The 17,769-nt window shown below is 47.6% G+C and carries 10 protein-coding genes; 5 read left to right on the forward strand and 5 right to left on the reverse strand.

Features of this window, described 5'->3' with window-relative positions; genetic code table 11:
• Positions 1-24 precede the first annotated feature (24 nt).
• The 5 genes from greA (at position 25) to C8268_RS22280 (ending at position 10,254) form a co-directional block, all read left to right on the forward strand.
• A complete protein-coding gene (greA, locus tag C8268_RS22260; protein ID WP_106769712.1) occupies positions 25-507 on the forward strand; it encodes a transcription elongation factor GreA in 483 nt (160 codons plus the stop codon).
• A 561-nt stretch (positions 508-1,068) separates the two neighbouring features.
• Positions 1,069-5,871 carry a S8 family serine peptidase gene (locus tag C8268_RS22265; protein ID WP_106769713.1) on the forward strand — a complete coding sequence of 1,601 codons (4,803 nt, stop codon included), beginning with the start codon at positions 1,069-1,071 and terminating at the stop codon, positions 5,869-5,871.
• Positions 5,872-6,142: 271 nt separating this feature from the next.
• Positions 6,143-7,591 carry an FAD-dependent oxidoreductase gene (locus tag C8268_RS22270; protein ID WP_106769714.1) on the forward strand — a complete coding sequence of 483 codons (1,449 nt, stop codon included), beginning with the start codon at positions 6,143-6,145 and terminating at the stop codon, positions 7,589-7,591.
• Between the two features lie 154 nt (positions 7,592-7,745).
• Positions 7,746-9,146, forward strand: coding sequence for an erythromycin esterase family protein (locus C8268_RS22275; protein ID WP_106769715.1), 1,401 nt, complete (start codon positions 7,746-7,748; stop codon positions 9,144-9,146).
• Positions 9,147-9,483: 337 nt separating this feature from the next.
• Entirely contained in the window at positions 9,484-10,254 is a 771-nt protein-coding gene (locus C8268_RS22280) for an SDR family oxidoreductase (RefSeq protein ID WP_106769716.1), read from the forward strand.
• A 180-nt stretch (positions 10,255-10,434) separates the two neighbouring features.
• Here C8268_RS22280 and C8268_RS22285 read toward each other — a convergent pair whose 3' ends face one another.
• The 5 genes from C8268_RS22285 to kdpB form a co-directional block, all read right to left on the reverse strand.
• The gene (locus C8268_RS22285) at positions 10,435-12,087 is read right to left on the reverse strand and encodes a DUF4179 domain-containing protein (RefSeq protein WP_106769717.1); all 1,653 of its coding nucleotides are present in this window, start codon (positions 12,085-12,087) and stop codon (positions 10,435-10,437) included.
• On the reverse strand, positions 12,074-12,610 hold the full coding sequence (locus C8268_RS22290) for an RNA polymerase sigma factor (RefSeq protein ID WP_106769718.1): 537 nt from the start codon (positions 12,608-12,610) through the stop codon (positions 12,074-12,076). The genes C8268_RS22285 and C8268_RS22290 overlap by 14 nt, the downstream gene beginning before the upstream one ends.
• A gap of 86 nt (positions 12,611-12,696) precedes the next feature.
• On the reverse strand, positions 12,697-15,021 hold the full coding sequence (locus C8268_RS22295) for a histidine kinase (protein WP_106769719.1): 2,325 nt from the start codon (positions 15,019-15,021) through the stop codon (positions 12,697-12,699).
• 46 nt (positions 15,022-15,067) lie between these two features.
• Positions 15,068-15,676, reverse strand: coding sequence for a potassium-transporting ATPase subunit KdpC (gene kdpC / locus C8268_RS22300; protein WP_106769720.1), 609 nt, complete (start codon positions 15,674-15,676; stop codon positions 15,068-15,070).
• Between the two features lie 47 nt (positions 15,677-15,723).
• The gene (kdpB, locus tag C8268_RS22305; protein ID WP_106769721.1) at positions 15,724-17,754 is read right to left on the reverse strand and encodes a potassium-transporting ATPase subunit KdpB; all 2,031 of its coding nucleotides are present in this window, start codon (positions 17,752-17,754) and stop codon (positions 15,724-15,726) included.
• Positions 17,755-17,769 lie beyond the last annotated feature (15 nt).

Raw genomic sequence — 17,769 nt, forward strand, 5'->3', positions numbered from 1 at the left:
AACAAAAAATGGGAGCTGTAAAAAATGTCTAGTGAAGAAGAATTAATTGTCACCGCCGAAGGTTATGCGAAATTGGAGGAAGAACTGAAGTATCTAAAAGAGGTCAAACGCAAGGAATTAGCAGAACGACTGAAAGTCGCTATCAGTTATGGCGATCTGCGGGAGAACAGCGAATATCATTCTGCTAAAGAAGATCAGGCGTTTATGGAGACCCGAATCATCATGCTTGAAAAGATGCTAACCAAGGCCAGAGTCGTTGACGTGGACAATCTGAACTTAGACAAGGTAAGTGTAGGCTCGGTTGTTGTTTTAAAGGATATTGAATTTAACGAAAAAATTGAGTATCGGATCGTTGGCCCGGCCGAGGCGGACGTTACAAACAATAAGCTTTCTTACGAAAGTCCACTCGGTAAAGAACTGATGGGTAAAGAAGTAGGCAGTATCATTCATGTTGATGCTCCGATCGGGGTCATTAAATATGAGCTGCTGGAGATCAAAGCGGATTAACCATATGGTATGGAATAAGGGATGTCTCGAAGAAGAACTGCACGCAGTTCTCCTATTTATCGGGACATCTTTTTTTGTGCTCTAATATTTTTACTTATGAAGCTTGGCGCGTTTGATGTTTCGATGTTTCCTCTTATCTTTGTTCAATGTAAGACTCCTCTTGACCGCCCCCGACGGCATGCAGTTGTTTGTCTCATACAGATAGGACTTCCGAATGATTTATAAGAGATAATATGTAATTTGAAAAATAGTATAAAAGACCTGGATGAAGCTCGATCCGTCATTTGGCTGATGTTTTTCTGTATTGTTTGACAAGGTATGATCGTCAAGAAGAACATTGGTCGACAAAATGCACATAAGAATGACATTGCATCCTGCCGCCTGAAAGGACCGCCTCGAATCCGAAATATTGGAAATATAGAAATCTATTAGAATAGGTGATACTATATTTCCAAAATTAACAAAGCAAATATCACATAATAGAAAGGAGTGGCGCGGGAAAGCACCAAGTACCGGCATACATAGACCAAGTTGATATTATAAGAGAATCGAGGGAATTCATTGAAGAAGAAATCATTTTTCCGAAAACTACCCGTTGTTTCACTTGCTCTGTTATTGTCAGCTAGCCTTGCTGTTCCGTCGGTTGGCTACGCCAATCTGAATCCGGATACAACATCGCAGATCGTCAAGAGGGCGGGACAAGATGGTATGTATGCCACAGAAGCGGCAGAGGCTTATATCTCACCTGAAATCAACACTTCATCATCGAGAGAAATAAACGTTATTGTACAGCTAAGCAATGAACCTGCAGCCGTTGGGAAATTCGCTGCCCAAATGGGTATCCGGAGCATGTCACCTTCTTCATTGGAATCGGCTGCTTCAAGGGAGCAAACCTCCTTTGAAGACGAGGTCAGAAAGATCGGTATTCCGCTTAAAGTAAATTACCGTTACAATACCGTACTCAACGGTATGGAGGTAACGGTTCCGGCCAACCGGATTCCGGAATTGGCAGCGATCCCCGGGGTGAAATCCATATATGAGAACAAAACGTATTATTCGGTTCCAATTGTGGAAGCGCCTGCATTGCCTGAAGATCAAGCAATCTATGACAAAGCACCGCTGGATCAGATGAATGTCCCGGAAGCGTGGGCGAAAGGGTTAACGGGGAAAGGACTTAAGGTTGGAGTTATCGATACCGGTGTAGATTACAAGCATCCGGATCTGATTGATGCCTACAAAGGCGGGTGGGATTCATTCGAGCAGGATAATGATCCGTATGAAGAGCCGCCGATATCTCCCGAGGACGATCCCTTTAAAACAGGCTTCGCTGGAACAACGCATGGAACTCATGTATCCGGTACCATTGTCGGAAGAGCAGATAACGAAAGCTCTGAAATTCAGCAAAAAGGGGTAGCCTATGAGGCCGAGCTTTATGTATATAAAGTACTTGGCCGAAATCCAAAAACAGGACGCTCATCCGGTTCATCTGCTCAAGTCATTGACGGGATTGAGCGCGCTGTAAAGGATGGCATGGACGTGATCAATCTATCCCTGGGCTCAGATATGGAGAAGGACGCCAATTCGCCGGATACAATCGCTGTAAATAACGCCGTTTTATCAGGAGTCGTGGCGGTTGTAGCGAATGGTAACGCAGCGGACAAAGGACCTTATTATTACTCCATGGGATCACCGGCGGGTGCCCAGCTGGCAATCTCTGTCGGTGCTGTAACGAGTCCGAGCTATTATTTCAAGGCGGCAGCTACCTTTATGCAGGGACCAAATTCGGAAGCACCGGAAGCTCCAGAAGCTAAGGAGAATGATGGATCTGAACCGAAGGCGCCAGAGCCGCCGTCTGATGAAGATGAATCGAAAGATCCTCAAGTATCAGAGCCTCCGGCTAATGAGAATGAAGCACCAGAATTAGGAGTAACAGATCCGCCAACTGGCGGGGATGAAAGGGCGGAGTCGCAGACCGTAGCACCGCCATCTGACGCGGATGAAGCATCGGCACCGAAAGCGACACAATCGTCAACTGGCGAGGAAGGAGCATCAGTTCTGGAAGCGACACAACCGGCAACAGGTGAGGGGGATGCAGCAGCTCCGGACACGCCAAAACCACCAACAGGCGAAGAGGAAGCACCAGCTCCGGACACGCAAGAACCACCTATAGGCGAGGAGGAAGAGCAAACCGAGGAAACGCCAGATCCATCAACTGGTGAAGATGGGGCGCCGGTACCGGATGAAACCGATCCGCCCGTTGATGAGAATGAAGCGAATCCGGAACCAAGTGTTAACGAGCCTATTTTCTCGAATATGGATCTAAACGTGATGGGTTGGAAGGTAGCGGAGGAAGATTTTGCGTCCATTATGGGAACAGAACCGATTGAGCTGGTTTATGCGGATCTGGGTCAGGCAGAGGATTTCGATAATTTGGAAGTAATGGACAAGGTTGTTCTTATATCCCGAGGCAATTCGCCGTTTGTGGACAAACTGGCTAACGCAAAAGCGAGAGGGGCAAAGGCCGTTATTTTCTTTAACGGAAACACGAAGCCGGATAATATCAATGAAGCCGATCTATCGGAATCTATACCAAATCGCGATGATTTCATCGGTACGACCCTGGGTGAAAGTTATGATTTTATCCCTCATTTTGATATGAAGGGATCAGTAGGACGTGAGATTGCAAGACAAATCATCAATAAACCGGATGAGACTGTAACCGTTACGTTTGCAGAGGATTATCCTAAAATTGACGTGAAAGGCGATACGATTTCTACATTCAGCTCACGTGGACCAAACGCAGACGGGCTGCTTGGCATCAAACCGGACTTGGTAGCTCCGGGTGTCAATATCCGGTCAACATGGCCAGCCTATGGACTTTTTCACCCCGATGCATCTTATGCTGAAGCGTACAACCGGAACAGTGGAACAAGTATGGCTGCGCCGCATGTAGCAGGGTTAGCTTTATTGCTTTTGCAGCAAAATCCGGAATGGTCTCCGTTTGATGTGCGCTCGGCTTTGACGAATACATCGGATACTTTGTTTGACGAAAACAATACACGATACGATGTTTATTCCCAAGGAGCCGGACGTCCCGACCTGGATGAGGCTTTGGAAACACCGGCTTTGCTGCAAACGGTAGAAAAGATCACGATTTTGGACAAAGAGTTAAATCAGAAGGAGGTTATCAATTACGGATCATCGGCAAGTTTCGGTATGGGGAAAGCCGGAAGTGGAACCCAGATGATGGAGCTACAGCTCAAAAATATTTCTGGCAGCAAGGTTCAATATAATGCGACCGTTAAACTGCATGAAAGTGTGACATCCGATCCTTGGAATGCGGTAGCGACACCGGATGTAAATGGAGTATCCGCTCAACTGGTCGGGATCGGTGAGAATGCGACTGTGTCGGCAGAGGCAGGAAAAACCCAACCGTTCTTCCTGCAGGTTGAAAGAAAGGATGCAGCTGCAAACGGTGTGTATGAGGGAAGCGTTGTGCTGGAGGCAGACGGATTACCAACACTTCATCTCCCGTTCTCCTTGCATGTTGGAGAAGCGCCGCCGTCCACAGGCTTTGGTGTTCAGGAATTATCATTCAATCCTACGGTGATTACACCAAACGGAGATGGAAAGCAGGACTCCGCCCAATTTTCCTTCCGGATTACGGAGGATGTAAACGCCATACAAATTATGCTGACAGACCTTTCAGGGAACGTAGTTGGTATTGTGGATGAAATGATCGATTTTGACGATAAGACTGGATTAAAACTGTTGGAACAGGGATATTACGAGATTCCTGTTGACGGTACTTACACGAAATTTAAGGCAAACGGAACCCCTGAGGTAGATGAAAAAGGAGAGTGGATAAAACAGCAGCTTAAAGACGGGATTTATTCCATTGGAGTACATGCCTATTTACTTGATGACCAAGGTTTTACTCGCAGAGAATATCAGGCATACAGAGCGTTCAGGGTCGATAATACTCCAGCGACGAAGCCGGGAGAAGGAGGCGAACCTGGAGGAAATGACGATGGTGGTGAAAGCGGCGGCGGTATTGGTGGCGGTTCAGGAGGAAGCGGGACAGCTCCAACGCCTGCACCAAAGCCTGTACCAGAAACACCTGAACCACAACCGGCTCCTTCCGGAGCACCTGCATTACAGTCCGTTATAAAGCAGGGACAAGTCGTTAAGAATGTAGCAACTACTGCAACGCTTGACAAACAAGTTCAGACGCTGACTGTGAAAGACAAGGATCTCCAGGAGGCTGTAAGTGCTGCGGGAACAAGCCCATCAGCTATAGTCATATCTATCGGCAAGCCGGAAGGACAAGGCATTAAAGTTGTTCTTACCCCTTCCCAATTGGAGATATTGAAAAAGTCGGCCAAGGGCAGCAGCATCATTATAAGCAATGCAAGTTCTTCCATGTCTGTACCTGTCGCGGCGCTGAAATCGGTTCCTGCTAAATCAAGCCTGGAACTCAGTATTGCCAAAGGTGATTCTTTGAGCAGCCAGTTTACAAAAGGTTTTCCGGGTGTATCTTTGATTGGCTCCCCGGTCACTTTTGAAATGCGTACAATCGATGGCGGAACAAGTAAAGATTTTACGGTACCGACAGGTGAGCGAATTCTCACGGCCTTCACTGTACCGGGTCAGCTCGAGGCTTATTCGGCAGGCGTATTGTATGCCCAAGATGGGAAGGTGAATCCGGCACCATCTGTCCTTACGAAGCAAAAGGACAACACAACGGTGGCCACGGTGAGCAGACCGGGCGTAGCGACTTATGCCGTAGCATCTCGTGAAGTGAACTTTACGGATATTTCCTCTTCCTATGCTCGGTCTCAGATCAATGCGCTGGCAGGTAAACTGTTGATGAACGGTACATCGGAAACGACATTCTCACCAAAAAGAAACGTGACCCGTGCAGAGTTTGCATCCATGCTGTCCCGGTCACTCGGATTGACAGCAACCACGCAAGCTCCGTTTAAAGATGTTAAACCGGGAAGCTGGTATGCAGGTCATGTTGCAGCCGCTTATGAGGCAGGGCTTGTTAATGGACAGGCCGATGGTACCTTTAATCCGAATGCAAGCATCAGTCGCCAGGATATGTCTGTCATGCTTGCCAAGGCCATCGAATTGCTCCAGATTGAGCCGAAGTTAGAGGGACCAACTCGTGTACCATACGGGGATGCCTCATCATTGGCAGGCTATGCACAACAAAGTATTGAGTTGGTAACGTCACTTGGTTTAATGAACGGGGAAACTTCCGGCGATACCACTTATTTCCGTCCGCAAGCACCGACTACGCGCGAGGCAGCGGCAAAGGTATTGTATCTTCTGCTTAAGGAGGGAGAATTGATCAACTAGCTTTCGAAAAGGGCTGGTGCGAAAAGCGATGAGCTTTTTAGCACCAGTTCTTTTTTTTGTAAGGGTATGATTTCACGAATTTTCCCTTTTTCATTAAGTAGCATAAATTTTATTATAAGTGACAGATTAGTAATTGAAATAAAAGAAGCAAGCATGCTAACCATGACCGTGGATATTATTTACTCTCTATAAATAAAGGGGGCTTTTTTCTCCTATAATTTCTGCAAGAAATGTTTTGCTAACATATTCGAAAGGGAAGTAGCTGCTGCACATGAACATTTTAAAAATAAGTTTACGGTCGATCACGGCATTTCTTGTCGCTACCCTGATCGTTCAACTGGTTTTCCCTTATTCTCAAGCAAGGACAGCACAAGCTCCGGCCTCATGCGGTCAGGGGTGTGTTCGTTATGATGTTGTCGTCATTGGCAGCGAGATTCAAGGGGTTTTGCTTGCAAGGCAAGCGATGAAGCACGGGCTTAATGTGATCATTTTAGACCCTCGCAGCAAGCCGGGTGGAGAATTGGTGTTAGGACAGATGCATTTTTTGGACGAGCCTAATGACAAGAACAAGAAAAGTCTCGTGCAAGGAGACATTAAAGAACTGTTTGATGGGTTTAAGAAGGGGACTATTCGGAAAGTGCCGGAGTTTAATAAATACTACCAGAAAATGATCCGTGGCATTCCGATCAAGAACGGAATTCAAATTCAATCCGTGAAAACAATTCCGGTAAAGGGAGAGAAGTCGCTGCAAACACTGACCTACCGATTGAATGGGCGAGACTATGAAGTTCAGGCAGATTATTGGGTAGAGAATACGGACTTTAACGCTCTGACAGGGAAGCTGGACGTGAAGCGAATTCCTGGCATGGAGAGCTTGTATAAAGGCAGTGGACATGAGCCTGATCATATGGCTGCTACGTTAATGCTTCGTTTCAAGAAGGTAGACTGGCGCAAGCTTCATCAAGCGGTGCTGGATGATTATCCGCTGACGAACGTACAGCAGAAATACGGACCAAACACGTATGTCGACTGGAATATTGCGACAGGCTTCAGCAACATTATGATGAAGTACAAACCGCGTGACCCCCAATTGGTGCTGAGGGGAATGAACACGCTTGACCAGAGGCATGGGGAAGTCATCATGAACGCGCTGTTGATTTATGATGTCGATCCGGCGGACCCGAAATCGGTCCAAAACGCGATCAACAAAGGGAAGACAGAAGCGCCTTACGTTCTGGAGTATATGCGGAAGAATATCCCGGGCTTCGCCAAGGCGGAGCTGAATGGTTTTCCGGAATATTTGTACGTTCGGGATTACAATCGGTTTGAGACGGATTATGTAATGAAATATGAAGATGTCAGAAATGGACGGATGTTCTGGGACAATGTCAGCATCGGGGGGTATCCGATCGATCTTCAAGCGACAACGCTCATTCCGAAAGGCATCGGATTCGGTAAAACCGACAAGTATGGGATGCCGCTTCGTTCGTTTATGCTGAAATCCTACGACAATGTACTTGTGGCCGGTAAAAATGTAGGTGCCGAAATCAAGGCTTACGGTACCGCACGGATCATGCCGAATACGGCGTTGGCTGCTCAAACGATGGGGATTATTCTGGGGCGTGAAAAGGACAAAAGGCTGATAGACCTCAATCAGGCTGACTTCCGTCGAATTCATGCTTACTTGAAAAAGGATTATAATATCGTATTGGATAAATGATCACAAATGTAAAGGCAGCAGGAACCTTTCTTGATTGAAAGGGGGGTCTGCTGCTTTTTTTAAACGAAAGTTAAACGCAGTTTAAACGCCTTTTAACTTCCTGATGATACCATGAAAGGGAACGAAAAACATCAGCGAAGAGAAGGGGATAAGAATGATACGAAAACTGCAAAAATGGGCTATCGCAGGTGTGATTTGTATGCTGGGAGGAACCATTCTGCCGACAAGCCATGCAGCCGCCGCGATTACCGCTGCCAATCAACAGCATTACGATGATGCAACCGTAACTGAATGGAAGCAATGGGTGAAAGAGAATGCTGTATTTATGAAGATCAACCCGGAAAATTCGAAATCTTTAAAGGAAAAAGACGTTTTTCAAGATTTACAGTTCTTAAAACCGCTGCTGAAGGACAAGCGAATGGTCAGTCTCGGGGAGGCATCACATGGGGCGTCGGAATATAATTCGGTTAAAGTAAGACTCGTTCAGTTTCTTCATGAGGAGATGGGGTTTGACGTTATTGCATTCGAATCCCTGCTGGGAGATGCCAGCGTTGCATATGCGCAGATCGGAAAGGATAAGCCGAAGGAGACGATGAACAAAGCCATTTACGGTGTGTGGCAGGTGGAGGAGAATCTGGCGTTGTTTGAGTATATCGTAGAGCGAAGCAAGACCGACCGGCCGCTTATTTTGACTGGCTTTGATGTGCAGGCGACAACGGAGCCGTTCAAAGCGTTCGGAAATGAATGGTTTAGCTCGGTAGACCCAAGCGTGGGCCGTCGCTTCGAACAGGCCGAAAGACGCTTCATCGAAGTACATAGCTTTGACGATATGAAGAAGTTCCGCAATGTGCAAAAGGATCTGATTCAGGAGTATAGAGCACTGCAAACATTTGTTGCTAAAAATGAAACGAAGCTGAAGTCGCTAATTCCGCAGCATGAGGACATGGTGCCGATTATGAAGAGGGTATTGCAAAATCGAATCGATGTGTTGGACAACTATGTGGAGCATATGGTTCGGATGTGGGCTGACATGGATACGAAGCATCTTCCGAAAGCAAGCTATCTTCGAGACAAGATGATGGCGGACAATGTAGCATGGTTAGCCGAAGAAATGTACCCTGACAAAAAAATAATATTGTGGGGCCACAATTACCACATTCGCAAGCATAACTCGACCATGATTACGGAGCATAATGGTATGGGATTTTCCAATGACCCGTATCCGACAATGGGTGAGATGCTGCCTGCAGAGCTGCAGCGACAGCATTATGTGATCGGTTTGTATGCTTATCAAGGCAGCTCTTTGAAGAATAACGACAAGACGGAGGCTGTCAAGCTCCCGCATCCACACGGCAGTCTTGAAGATATTTTGAAGGCAGGCGGGCATCCTGTTTCGTTTATTAATCTGGAAAATCAGCCACTTGAGCAAGGGACATCATGGATGTACACACCTCGTGTGGCGAAAGCTTGGGGCGTGCTGGACGAAGTTATGATCGCCCGTGATCAGTACGATGGGATTGTGTTCATCGATACTATTTATCCTTCGAAAAGATAATCTCCATCCTAAAACCAAGGGGGATAAGCTGTCGTTTCGTGTAATAGATCGTTGACCTGGTCTGGAAGGTACTGGTATAATAGCGCCGGAGATGTAGTGAAAGGGGAATTGAAACTTCATGGCAGGTACTTTGTAATGGTTTTTTCATGCAATAGAACACCTTTATCCTGAATGAGAACACGGGATAGGTGTGTCTGTTCATACCATTACGAAGGATGCTAGGTAAGGAGTTATAAATAACCTGGCGAATACCTTTGGGGTATTCGCTTTTGTGTTGCCCAGATCCATCTCCTTTAACCCTTGCTGTTGCTTCCTCGCATATCAGGAGGAGTTATACATGAAAACATTACAAGGAAAAATCGCCATCGTAACCGGGGCTAGTCGCCGGATTGGCATAGGCACGGCTATTTGTAAGGCGCTCGCTGCGGCGGGAGCGGATATCTTCTTTACGTACTGGCAGCCATACGACCGCACGATGGAGTGGGGAGAAGACCACGATTGGCCGCAGCTTCTTGCGCAGCAGCTGGAACAGGAGGGTGTTCGCGTACATGGCATGGAGGCAGATCTGTCCGATCCGGTAACACCGAAGCGGATTATCGAGGAAGTGTTTTCGGTGCTTGGATCACCCTCCATTCTTGTGAATAATGCTACACATTCAACTTTGGACGGGTATGAGAAACTGAGCGCAGATATTTTGGATGCACACTATGCCGTGAACGTTCGCGGTACGTGTATGCTCTGCGCTGAGTTTGCGAAGGCTTTTCGTCTGCCTTCCGGGGGAAGAATAATCAATATGACTTCAGGTCAGGACAAAGGGCGGATGCCGGGGGAGCTTGCTTATGCGGCTACGAAGGGAGCCATATCCGCATTTACCGTCTCATTGTCTGCTGAATTAGCATCACGTCAGATTACGGTAAATGCCGTTGACCCCGGTCCAACCGATTCAGGGTGGATGAGCGAGGAGCTGAAGAGCTATCTGCTTCCAAGATTCCCGATGAAGCGTATCGGGCAGCCTTCGGATGCTGCTCGTTTGGTAAAGCTGCTTGCCTCGGATGAAGCAGGCTGGATTACCGGACAGATTATTCATTCGGACGGCGGATTTATGTAATTAATAGAGAAAAGCAGGCCGCCATGAACGGGATTCCATCAAGTTAGATCATCCTAACGATGGAAGGCGTCGTTCAATGGCTGGCCTGTTTTCTTTTTGCACTGCGCGCAGCTCCCATCCCACGGTATGACGTTGTATGGAATTGACCATACTTTAGGCAAGTTATCGCTGCTTAACGCGTTATTTTCCCTGCTTTACTGGAATGCGCATCTCATCATCTTTCTTTTCTGTTGAATATTTGGCAATGTAAATCTCCAGTTCGGATTTATTGAAATTCTCGTATACATCGATATGCTTGTTGTTTCCATCCCCTAGCAGACCGACGGTGACTGGTTTTCCATAGCTTCGATCTTTCCCGTCAATATAATAGGTTTGATTGACTCCGCCAAACCCTGGGTCTGCGCTTAATGATTCGACATAAAGGTTATGATCCTTCATGTAATATGTCCAAGTGATCGGATAGCCCTGGATACTGCTGGTTATGGTTTGACGTTCATTGGATATGTTCGTTAAAGCAATCGCGTTCATGTCGCCGTCATGCTCATCGACACGGTGCTTCGCGATCAGAGACACAGGCTGATGAGCAAGGGACTCTGCGCTCAGACCCGTCATTTCAAAGCGCAGCTCGGTTTCATTGTCAGACTTACCAAACCATAGACCGCCGTTTAGCAGTTTGCCGCCAACATCCAACTGATAGTTCATATATGGAAGCCGCGTATGTTTTTCTTTATGAGATAGAACTAAACGGACTTGTGTTGGCGTAACGGTCATCTGATTGATTTTTGTTCCGTCAGCAACTTGATCCAAAGGAATATTCAGTTTTTCCTTGAATGATCCGTTTTTCATTTGTTTTTTGGAAAGGGCCAGGTCTAGGTTCCAATTTCCTTCGGAAGTTTTTAGTGCACGATCATAGAGCAGAAGGAATTGGGTATCTTCGGCAAGCAATTGATCGGTCTTGAATGTTTGCTGGTTCATGTATTCTTGATTAGATCCCGGTGTTCCAGAGATCGGAACTTCCGCTTCAACGATAGGTTCGTTGTTTTTATTGATGACTTGAATTCGAGGCCAGGACCTTTTCTGCAATTTCGGATCTGTAAATGTAATGGCCGATTTCAGCATTGTTTTGCCGTCCGATTGCTCGAAGGACTGTAGTTTTACGTTGTCTATGCCATCTTTATTAATCTGGAACACCTGTGTATGAGGGTTGGCAGGATCGAAGTCGATGGTTTGCTTGCCCGTGCCTGTGAAGACCAAATTTTCTATCGTAAACACAACATCTGCTGTACTGCGATCTGCGACCCAGTCTGTCTCGAAATAGCCTTGGAATACACCAAGCTCTTCGTTCCACTGATGTGAGTAGTTCCCCTCAATCGGGCTTCCTTTCTGATTTTTCAGACCGATATGGTCAAAGCTTACTTGCGCACCGTCCCATGATTCGCCAGGGTCCAGACTGTAAAGCAGGAAAGTCCGGTTTTCATCCACAAAAGCGGTATGTACGGTCATGGTTATGCCGTTGGTCGTTACGGACTTCTCAATGGTTTGGCCAAGTCCCTGTTCCAAAGCGGTCTGAATACCTTCTTTATGGGAGAGCAGGGTATCCCAATCGTAAGTGATTGCCGCATATACCGGAGTAGCCATGAGTGCAACGGATAATCCGATGACGGCCGCTACCTTTTTTCGTTTCCGAGGAAGAGCTCGGTTCGACTCCATATGCTCCATATCTGCCGATTGCATTTTATTTTGCCGAATGCTGTCCCACATTTGATCAAAATCAGGATAAGGTACATCCGGGTTATTTAAATGCTTTTTCAAATTTTTCTCAACTTGTTCCATACTGCTTCTCTCCCTTCAACCCAAAATTATAATTATGCCGTTCAATCTTTCTTCTCAGCACTTTCAATGCCTGATGAAGTCTTGATTTCACTGTTCCTTCAGGGATGTTCAGTATTTCGGAGATTTCTGCAATCGTCAGCTCACCGATGTAGCGGAGCAAGATAACGGATCTCTGTTTATCTGGCAGTTCTTTCAGCAGCCTATCCCATTCGGCAGATTCCGCTTTCTCCAATACAATGGTGTCTACGTTCTTGACCGATGTCGTATTTTGCTCATAAAGCCATTGGACTTGATTCTGCTTTTCCCGTTTGGTCTGGTTCTTTCTAAGCAAATTCAAGCAGTGATTCATTGTGATACGCATCATCCAGGCGCGTACATGCTCGATGCTTTTCCAATCCTGGCGAAATACGGTGACGAACACATCGTGGCAGAGATCTTCTGCGTCTTGTTCGTTCCGAAGCATGTAATAACATGTGCGGTATACCTCTTTGTTGTAAGCATCGAATAATTCTCGTTCTGTCAATGAGCGGCACTCCTTTCCTGCCTGTTATGTGTTATGTAATATAAACAAACGACCGTGAGAAACGGTTCATATTATTTTTTATCGTTTTATATAGATTGTACCGGCTCATAGTCTGCAACCACCAGCACATCCATGTGCCTTGCATGACGAAGCAATGTTTTTACGATATTAATTTGTCCCCTTTTCAGCAAGGATGCTTTCTTCGGTTGACCGATTATGATCTGGGTTGCTCCAGCTTTATTCGCTTGTGCAACTAACACATGAGGAATATGCTTACGGCGGCTGATCTTCAGAACCCCGAACGTTCCACCCAGACGTTCTGTCAAAGTCTTTAGTGTCTCTAATCGTTCGGCGATTTCTGTTTTCATCGGTATATACTCAATTTGAACAAAGCTGACGTACCAGGCTGCTTTGAGCCGGTAGGCGATCCGAAAACCGCGGCGAATCAAACGTTCCGCCTGGGTTTTGTCATCGACGAATACATATATTACTTCCTGGCGCCGCCAAGGTCCCCGAAGCGAGCTCTTCCGCTCCCAAGATTCCAATCTCTCATCTACGTCATCTGCAATTTCTCTCAGAGCAAGTTCACGCAGAGCGATCAGGTTTCCCGTCTTAAAAAAATGATTCAATGCCTGGGTCACCTTTGTCATCTCATAAATCTTTCCTTCTTTCATCCTCTGTTGCAGTGATTCGGGGGTTACATCGATCAGCTGAACCTCGTCAGCTAACCTTAAAATATGGTCGGGAACCGTCTCGCGGACGCGGATACCCGTAATTTGTTCGACCGAGTCATTCAAGCTTTCCAAATGCTGTACGTTGACGGTGGTGATCACAGAGATGCCTGCGGCTAGGATGTCCAGGACATCTTCGTATCTTTTGTTATACTTGCTGCCAGGCACGTTGGTATGTGCGAGTTCATCCACAAGCACTACATCGGGATTTCGGGACAGGATCGTCTCGGTGCTCATTTCTTCAAGCGCTTTCCCCCGGTAATGAATGATCTTACGGTGGAGCACTTCAAGGTTGCCAACCTGCTCAAGTGTTTCGCCCCGCCCATGGGTTTCAAGCAGTCCAACCAGCACACGCAGCCCTTTCTTGAGCAGGTCGTTGCCCTCTCGCAGCATCGTATACGTTTTGCCTACGCCTGGGGCAGCTCCGATGTATACTTTGAACCTTCCTCTTTTGATTTCCTCGATTCTTTGGTCAATTTCTTGTGAGCTTAGGCGGTGGAATGAATCGGATGAGTCGGGTGGCGGGTTGATTCGCGCAGGGAGTATGCGTTCTCCTTCGGTCTCGGTAGAATCAGCCACGATAAAAATATCAACGCCTTTTGTTGTGCGTATGAGGTCCTGAATGATGGAGCCCTGATACAGCTCTTGCCAACGAGTCTGTTTCGAGTGGCCGAGCACAATCCGGGTAACCTGATGCTCCAGCGCATATTTGACCAGCATATCCGCCAGATTTCTTCGAGAGCTGAGAGGAAGCTCTTCAAATTTGGCTTCGATCCGCTTCGCTAATTTGATGATGGAACGCTTGAAGGCAATCTGCTCTTTGCTGAGTTCCTTATTTGGATTAACAAAAGTAACGACCCGGAGGTCTCCGTTCAGCCTCTTCGCGATCTGCTGTCCGCGGCGCATATAAATCGATCCGTTCCAGTGGTACTGAATCGATACCAATATCTGCTCATCCGCCCCTGACGGTCCGATCAGCCCCAGTCTCTCCCGATGCCGTTTGAGGGAGCCGCCTACGCCTTCGGCTACGAGCCGCAAGCTCAGCTCCCGCAGGACTGCCAGGTTGCCGCGCTTGAGCTGATCACTTCCGCCACCGGATAATCCATCAGCTGCACGGATGAGCATCGTTTCCGGTGTGACGTCAATCAGTACGATCTCATCCGCCAATTCCAGCGTATCGGCTGACACGGCCTCAACAGCCCGAATTCCCGTCAGCCTGCTCGCAAGTTCCTGTACCTCCTCCAGTTCATATACATTTATCGTTGTAATGACACTGATACCGCGGCTTAGCAGGAACCTGATATCCCCAATCCGTGTAGAATGCTCTGCCCCTTGTCTGTTCCGGTGTGCGAGCCCATCCACGAGCAGGACTTCTGGATTCCGATGTATCAGCATCTCCAAATTTAAATCTTTTTGCTCTTCACCGTCTTTGTACCAATGAATGCTCGGTATCCTTTCCAGATCGCCGATCTGCTCGATGGTGTCCGGTCGCTGCATCGTGGAAACGGCGCAGATGACAACATCGATGCCTTGATTTTGAAGGAGCTGGCCTTCACGAAGCATATGATAGGTTTTTCCGGAGCCGCTTACGGCTCCGATATACACCTTTAGCCGGCCTTGATGCAGCTTGGAGATGGACATCAGGATTTCCTCCGGCGATTTTCTTCTGAACGAGTCCATGGATTTCTCGCGCTCCTTAGCGTTTCATTTTGAATAAAGATGATATTTATGATTTTAAAAGTTCGCTTAGAGCCAGGTTCAGCTTCAACACATTGACACGCGGTTCACCGAATATCCCCAAATCACGTCCTTCAGTGTATTGATCAACCAGCTTTTCAAGCTCATCTTCCGGGATGCGAGTCAGACTGCTGATTCGCGGGATCTGGACCTTCGCTGATTTAGGCGAGATGTGAGGGTCCAGGCCGGAGCCGGAGCCCGTGATCAGGTCAACCGGGAGCCTGCTTGTTGGCACCTCCGGGTTGTGCTGCTCCCACGCGTCAATCGAACCCTTTGTTCGTTCGATCAGTTTCGGGTTGGATGGGGCATAGTTGTTGCTTCCTGATCCAGCTCCGTTATACTCAATGCTTGATATTCTGCTTTGAAAATATTTCGGGTCTTTAAAACTTTGGCCGATCAGCTCGGAACCGACGATGTTTCCTTTACTGTCCCTAATCAGGCTTCCGTTTGCCTGTGCCGGAAAGAGCAGCTGTGCTATGCCCGTTATAACAAGGGGATACACAATGCCGCACAGGATAATAAAAACAATACTGGCTCGTAATGCAATACCGAACGAGGAGCGGGCCGTATGATCTTTTGTTCGTGTATGATTATCCATCACTTCTCACCTTTCCATATCTATCTTTATATTTGATTCTGAAGTTTTTAAATCCATAGATGAACCATCATATCGATGAGTTTGATCCCGATAAACGGTGCAATGACCCCGCCCAATCCATATATTAGAATATTTCGCTGCAGCAAGTTTGCTGAGCTCATTGGCTTGTAGGATACGCCTTTCATCGCAAGCGGAATGAGCATCGGAATGATGATGGCGTTAAAGATGAGTGCTGACAAAATCGCGGATAAAGGGGAGCCCAGCCCCATAATATTCAGGGCGCTCATGCCCGGAATTGCCGTAAACATCGCCGGGATAATGGCGAAATATTTAGCCACATCGTTGGAGATGCTGAAGGTTGTTAAGGCGCCGCGGGTCATCAGCAGCTGTTTGCCGATGGCGACTACTTCGATAATTTTGGATGGGTCGGAATCCAAGTCAACCATGTTTGCCGCTTCCTTCGCGGAGATGGTGCCGCTGTTCATAGCAAGACCGACATCAGCCTGCGCGAGTGCGGGCGCATCGTTCGTTCCGTCTCCGGTCATGGCAACCAGTTTGCCCTCAGCCTGCTCTTTGCGAATCAAGGCGATTTTATCTTCTGGCTTGCTTTCGGCTACGTAATCGTCTACTCCTGCTTCGCGGGCGATGGTGGCTGCAGTCAGTGGGTTATCTCCGGTGCACATCAGCGTTTTGATACCCATTTTTCGAAGCTGATCAAATCGTTCCTTCATTCCAGGTTTAACCGTATCCTTCAAGTAAATAAGACCGTAAATCCGGTCATCGACCGCTACGGCTAGCGGTGTTCCCCCTTCAGTGGCGATTGCGTCACTTTTGGCAGCCAGATCCGAGGGGATCGCCCCACCTTGAGATTGTACCCAGGATTTGACGGCATCGACTGCGCCCTTGCGGACCTTTCGGCCGTCTTTTAGGTCCATGCCGCTCATCCGTGTCTCAGCCTTGAACCCGATGAATTCAGCGCCGGATGCAAGTGATTCATCAAATTTGAGATCATCTTTCTCTATCAGTTCGAGAACCGACCTGCCTTCCGGCGTTTCATCCTTCATCGAACTGACGGCTGCCCATTTGGCGACAGATGTGACCGTTTCCGATTCGACCGGGATAAATTGGCTGGCCATCCGGTTGCCAAATGTGATCGTTCCTGTCTTGTCAAGGATCATCGTATTGATATCGCCGGCGGCTTCAACGGCTTTGCCGGACATCGCCAGCACATTGAACTGGGTGACACGGTCCATGCCGGCGATCCCGATGGCGGACAGCAGACCGCCGATAGTTGTTGGAATCAGACAGACGAGAAGAGAGATCAAGACGGGTATCGAAAGTTCGATTTCTAAATATTTGGCGATGGGCGCTAGTGTGACAACGACGATCAGGAACACTAACGTGAGCACGGTCAAAAGAGTATTCAGTGCTATTTCATTTGGCGTTTTTTGCCGGGTCGCTCCTTCAACGAGCGAGATCATGCGGTCGATGAATGACTCGCCCGGATCATTGGTGATCCGTACCTTGATCATGTCGCTGATGACGCGTGTCCCGCCGGTTACCGAGCTGAAATCACCGCCAGCTTCTTTGAGGACAGGGGCCGATTCCCCGGTAATGGCGGATTCATCGACAGAGGCCAGACCGGCGATAATTTCACCGTCACCGGGAATCATCTCTCCTTGCGAGACGATCACAAGATCGCCTTTACGTAAATCGGCAGCTGGTACTTTTTTCGTATCGCCGCTTTCCATCACTTTGTTAGCCCAGGATTCCTTTTTCGACTGCTTCAGGGAGTCGGCCTGAGCCTTACCTCTTCCTTCGGCAAGTGCCTCGGCAAAGTTGGCGAACAAGAGGGTGAACAGCAACACAATAAATACGATTGTATTAAAGCTAATGCTGTCTTCTGTACCAAAATAATGCGGAAAAATCGTCATAAGGAGGACGATAAATGTGCCGACCTCGACCACAAACATAACGGGATTCTTCATCATGATGATGGGGTTTAGCTTCACAAAGCTGTCTTTTAGCGATTGCCGAATCATGTTCGTGTTCAATCCCTTTTTTCTCTTATTATTCATTGGAATACGCCACCT

The sequence above is a fragment of the Paenibacillus faecalis genome (assembly GCF_900289175.1).
GTDB classification, from domain to species: domain Bacteria; phylum Bacillota; class Bacilli; order Paenibacillales; family Paenibacillaceae; genus Paenibacillus_AQ; species Paenibacillus_AQ faecalis.

Bases quoted from the DNA above. Each gene is read 5' to 3' on its own strand.
- greA (WP_106769712.1), top strand. From the start codon at position 25: ATGTCTAGTGAAGAAGAATTAATTGTCACCGCCGAAGGTTATGCGAAA.
- C8268_RS22270 (WP_106769714.1), top strand. From the start codon at position 6,143: ATGAACATTTTAAAAATAAGTTTACGGTCGATCACGGCATTTCTTGTC.
- C8268_RS22275 (WP_106769715.1), top strand. From the start codon at position 7,746: ATGATACGAAAACTGCAAAAATGGGCTATCGCAGGTGTGATTTGTATG.
- C8268_RS22280 (WP_106769716.1), top strand. From the start codon at position 9,484: ATGAAAACATTACAAGGAAAAATCGCCATCGTAACCGGGGCTAGTCGC.
- C8268_RS22285 (WP_106769717.1), bottom strand. From the start codon at position 12,087: ATGGAACAAGTTGAGAAAAATTTGAAAAAGCATTTAAATAACCCGGAT.
- C8268_RS22295 (WP_106769719.1), bottom strand. From the start codon at position 15,021: ATGGACTCGTTCAGAAGAAAATCGCCGGAGGAAATCCTGATGTCCATC.
- kdpC (WP_106769720.1), bottom strand. From the start codon at position 15,676: ATGGATAATCATACACGAACAAAAGATCATACGGCCCGCTCCTCGTTC.
- kdpB (WP_106769721.1), bottom strand. From the start codon at position 17,754: ATGAATAATAAGAGAAAAAAGGGATTGAACACGAACATGATTCGGCAA.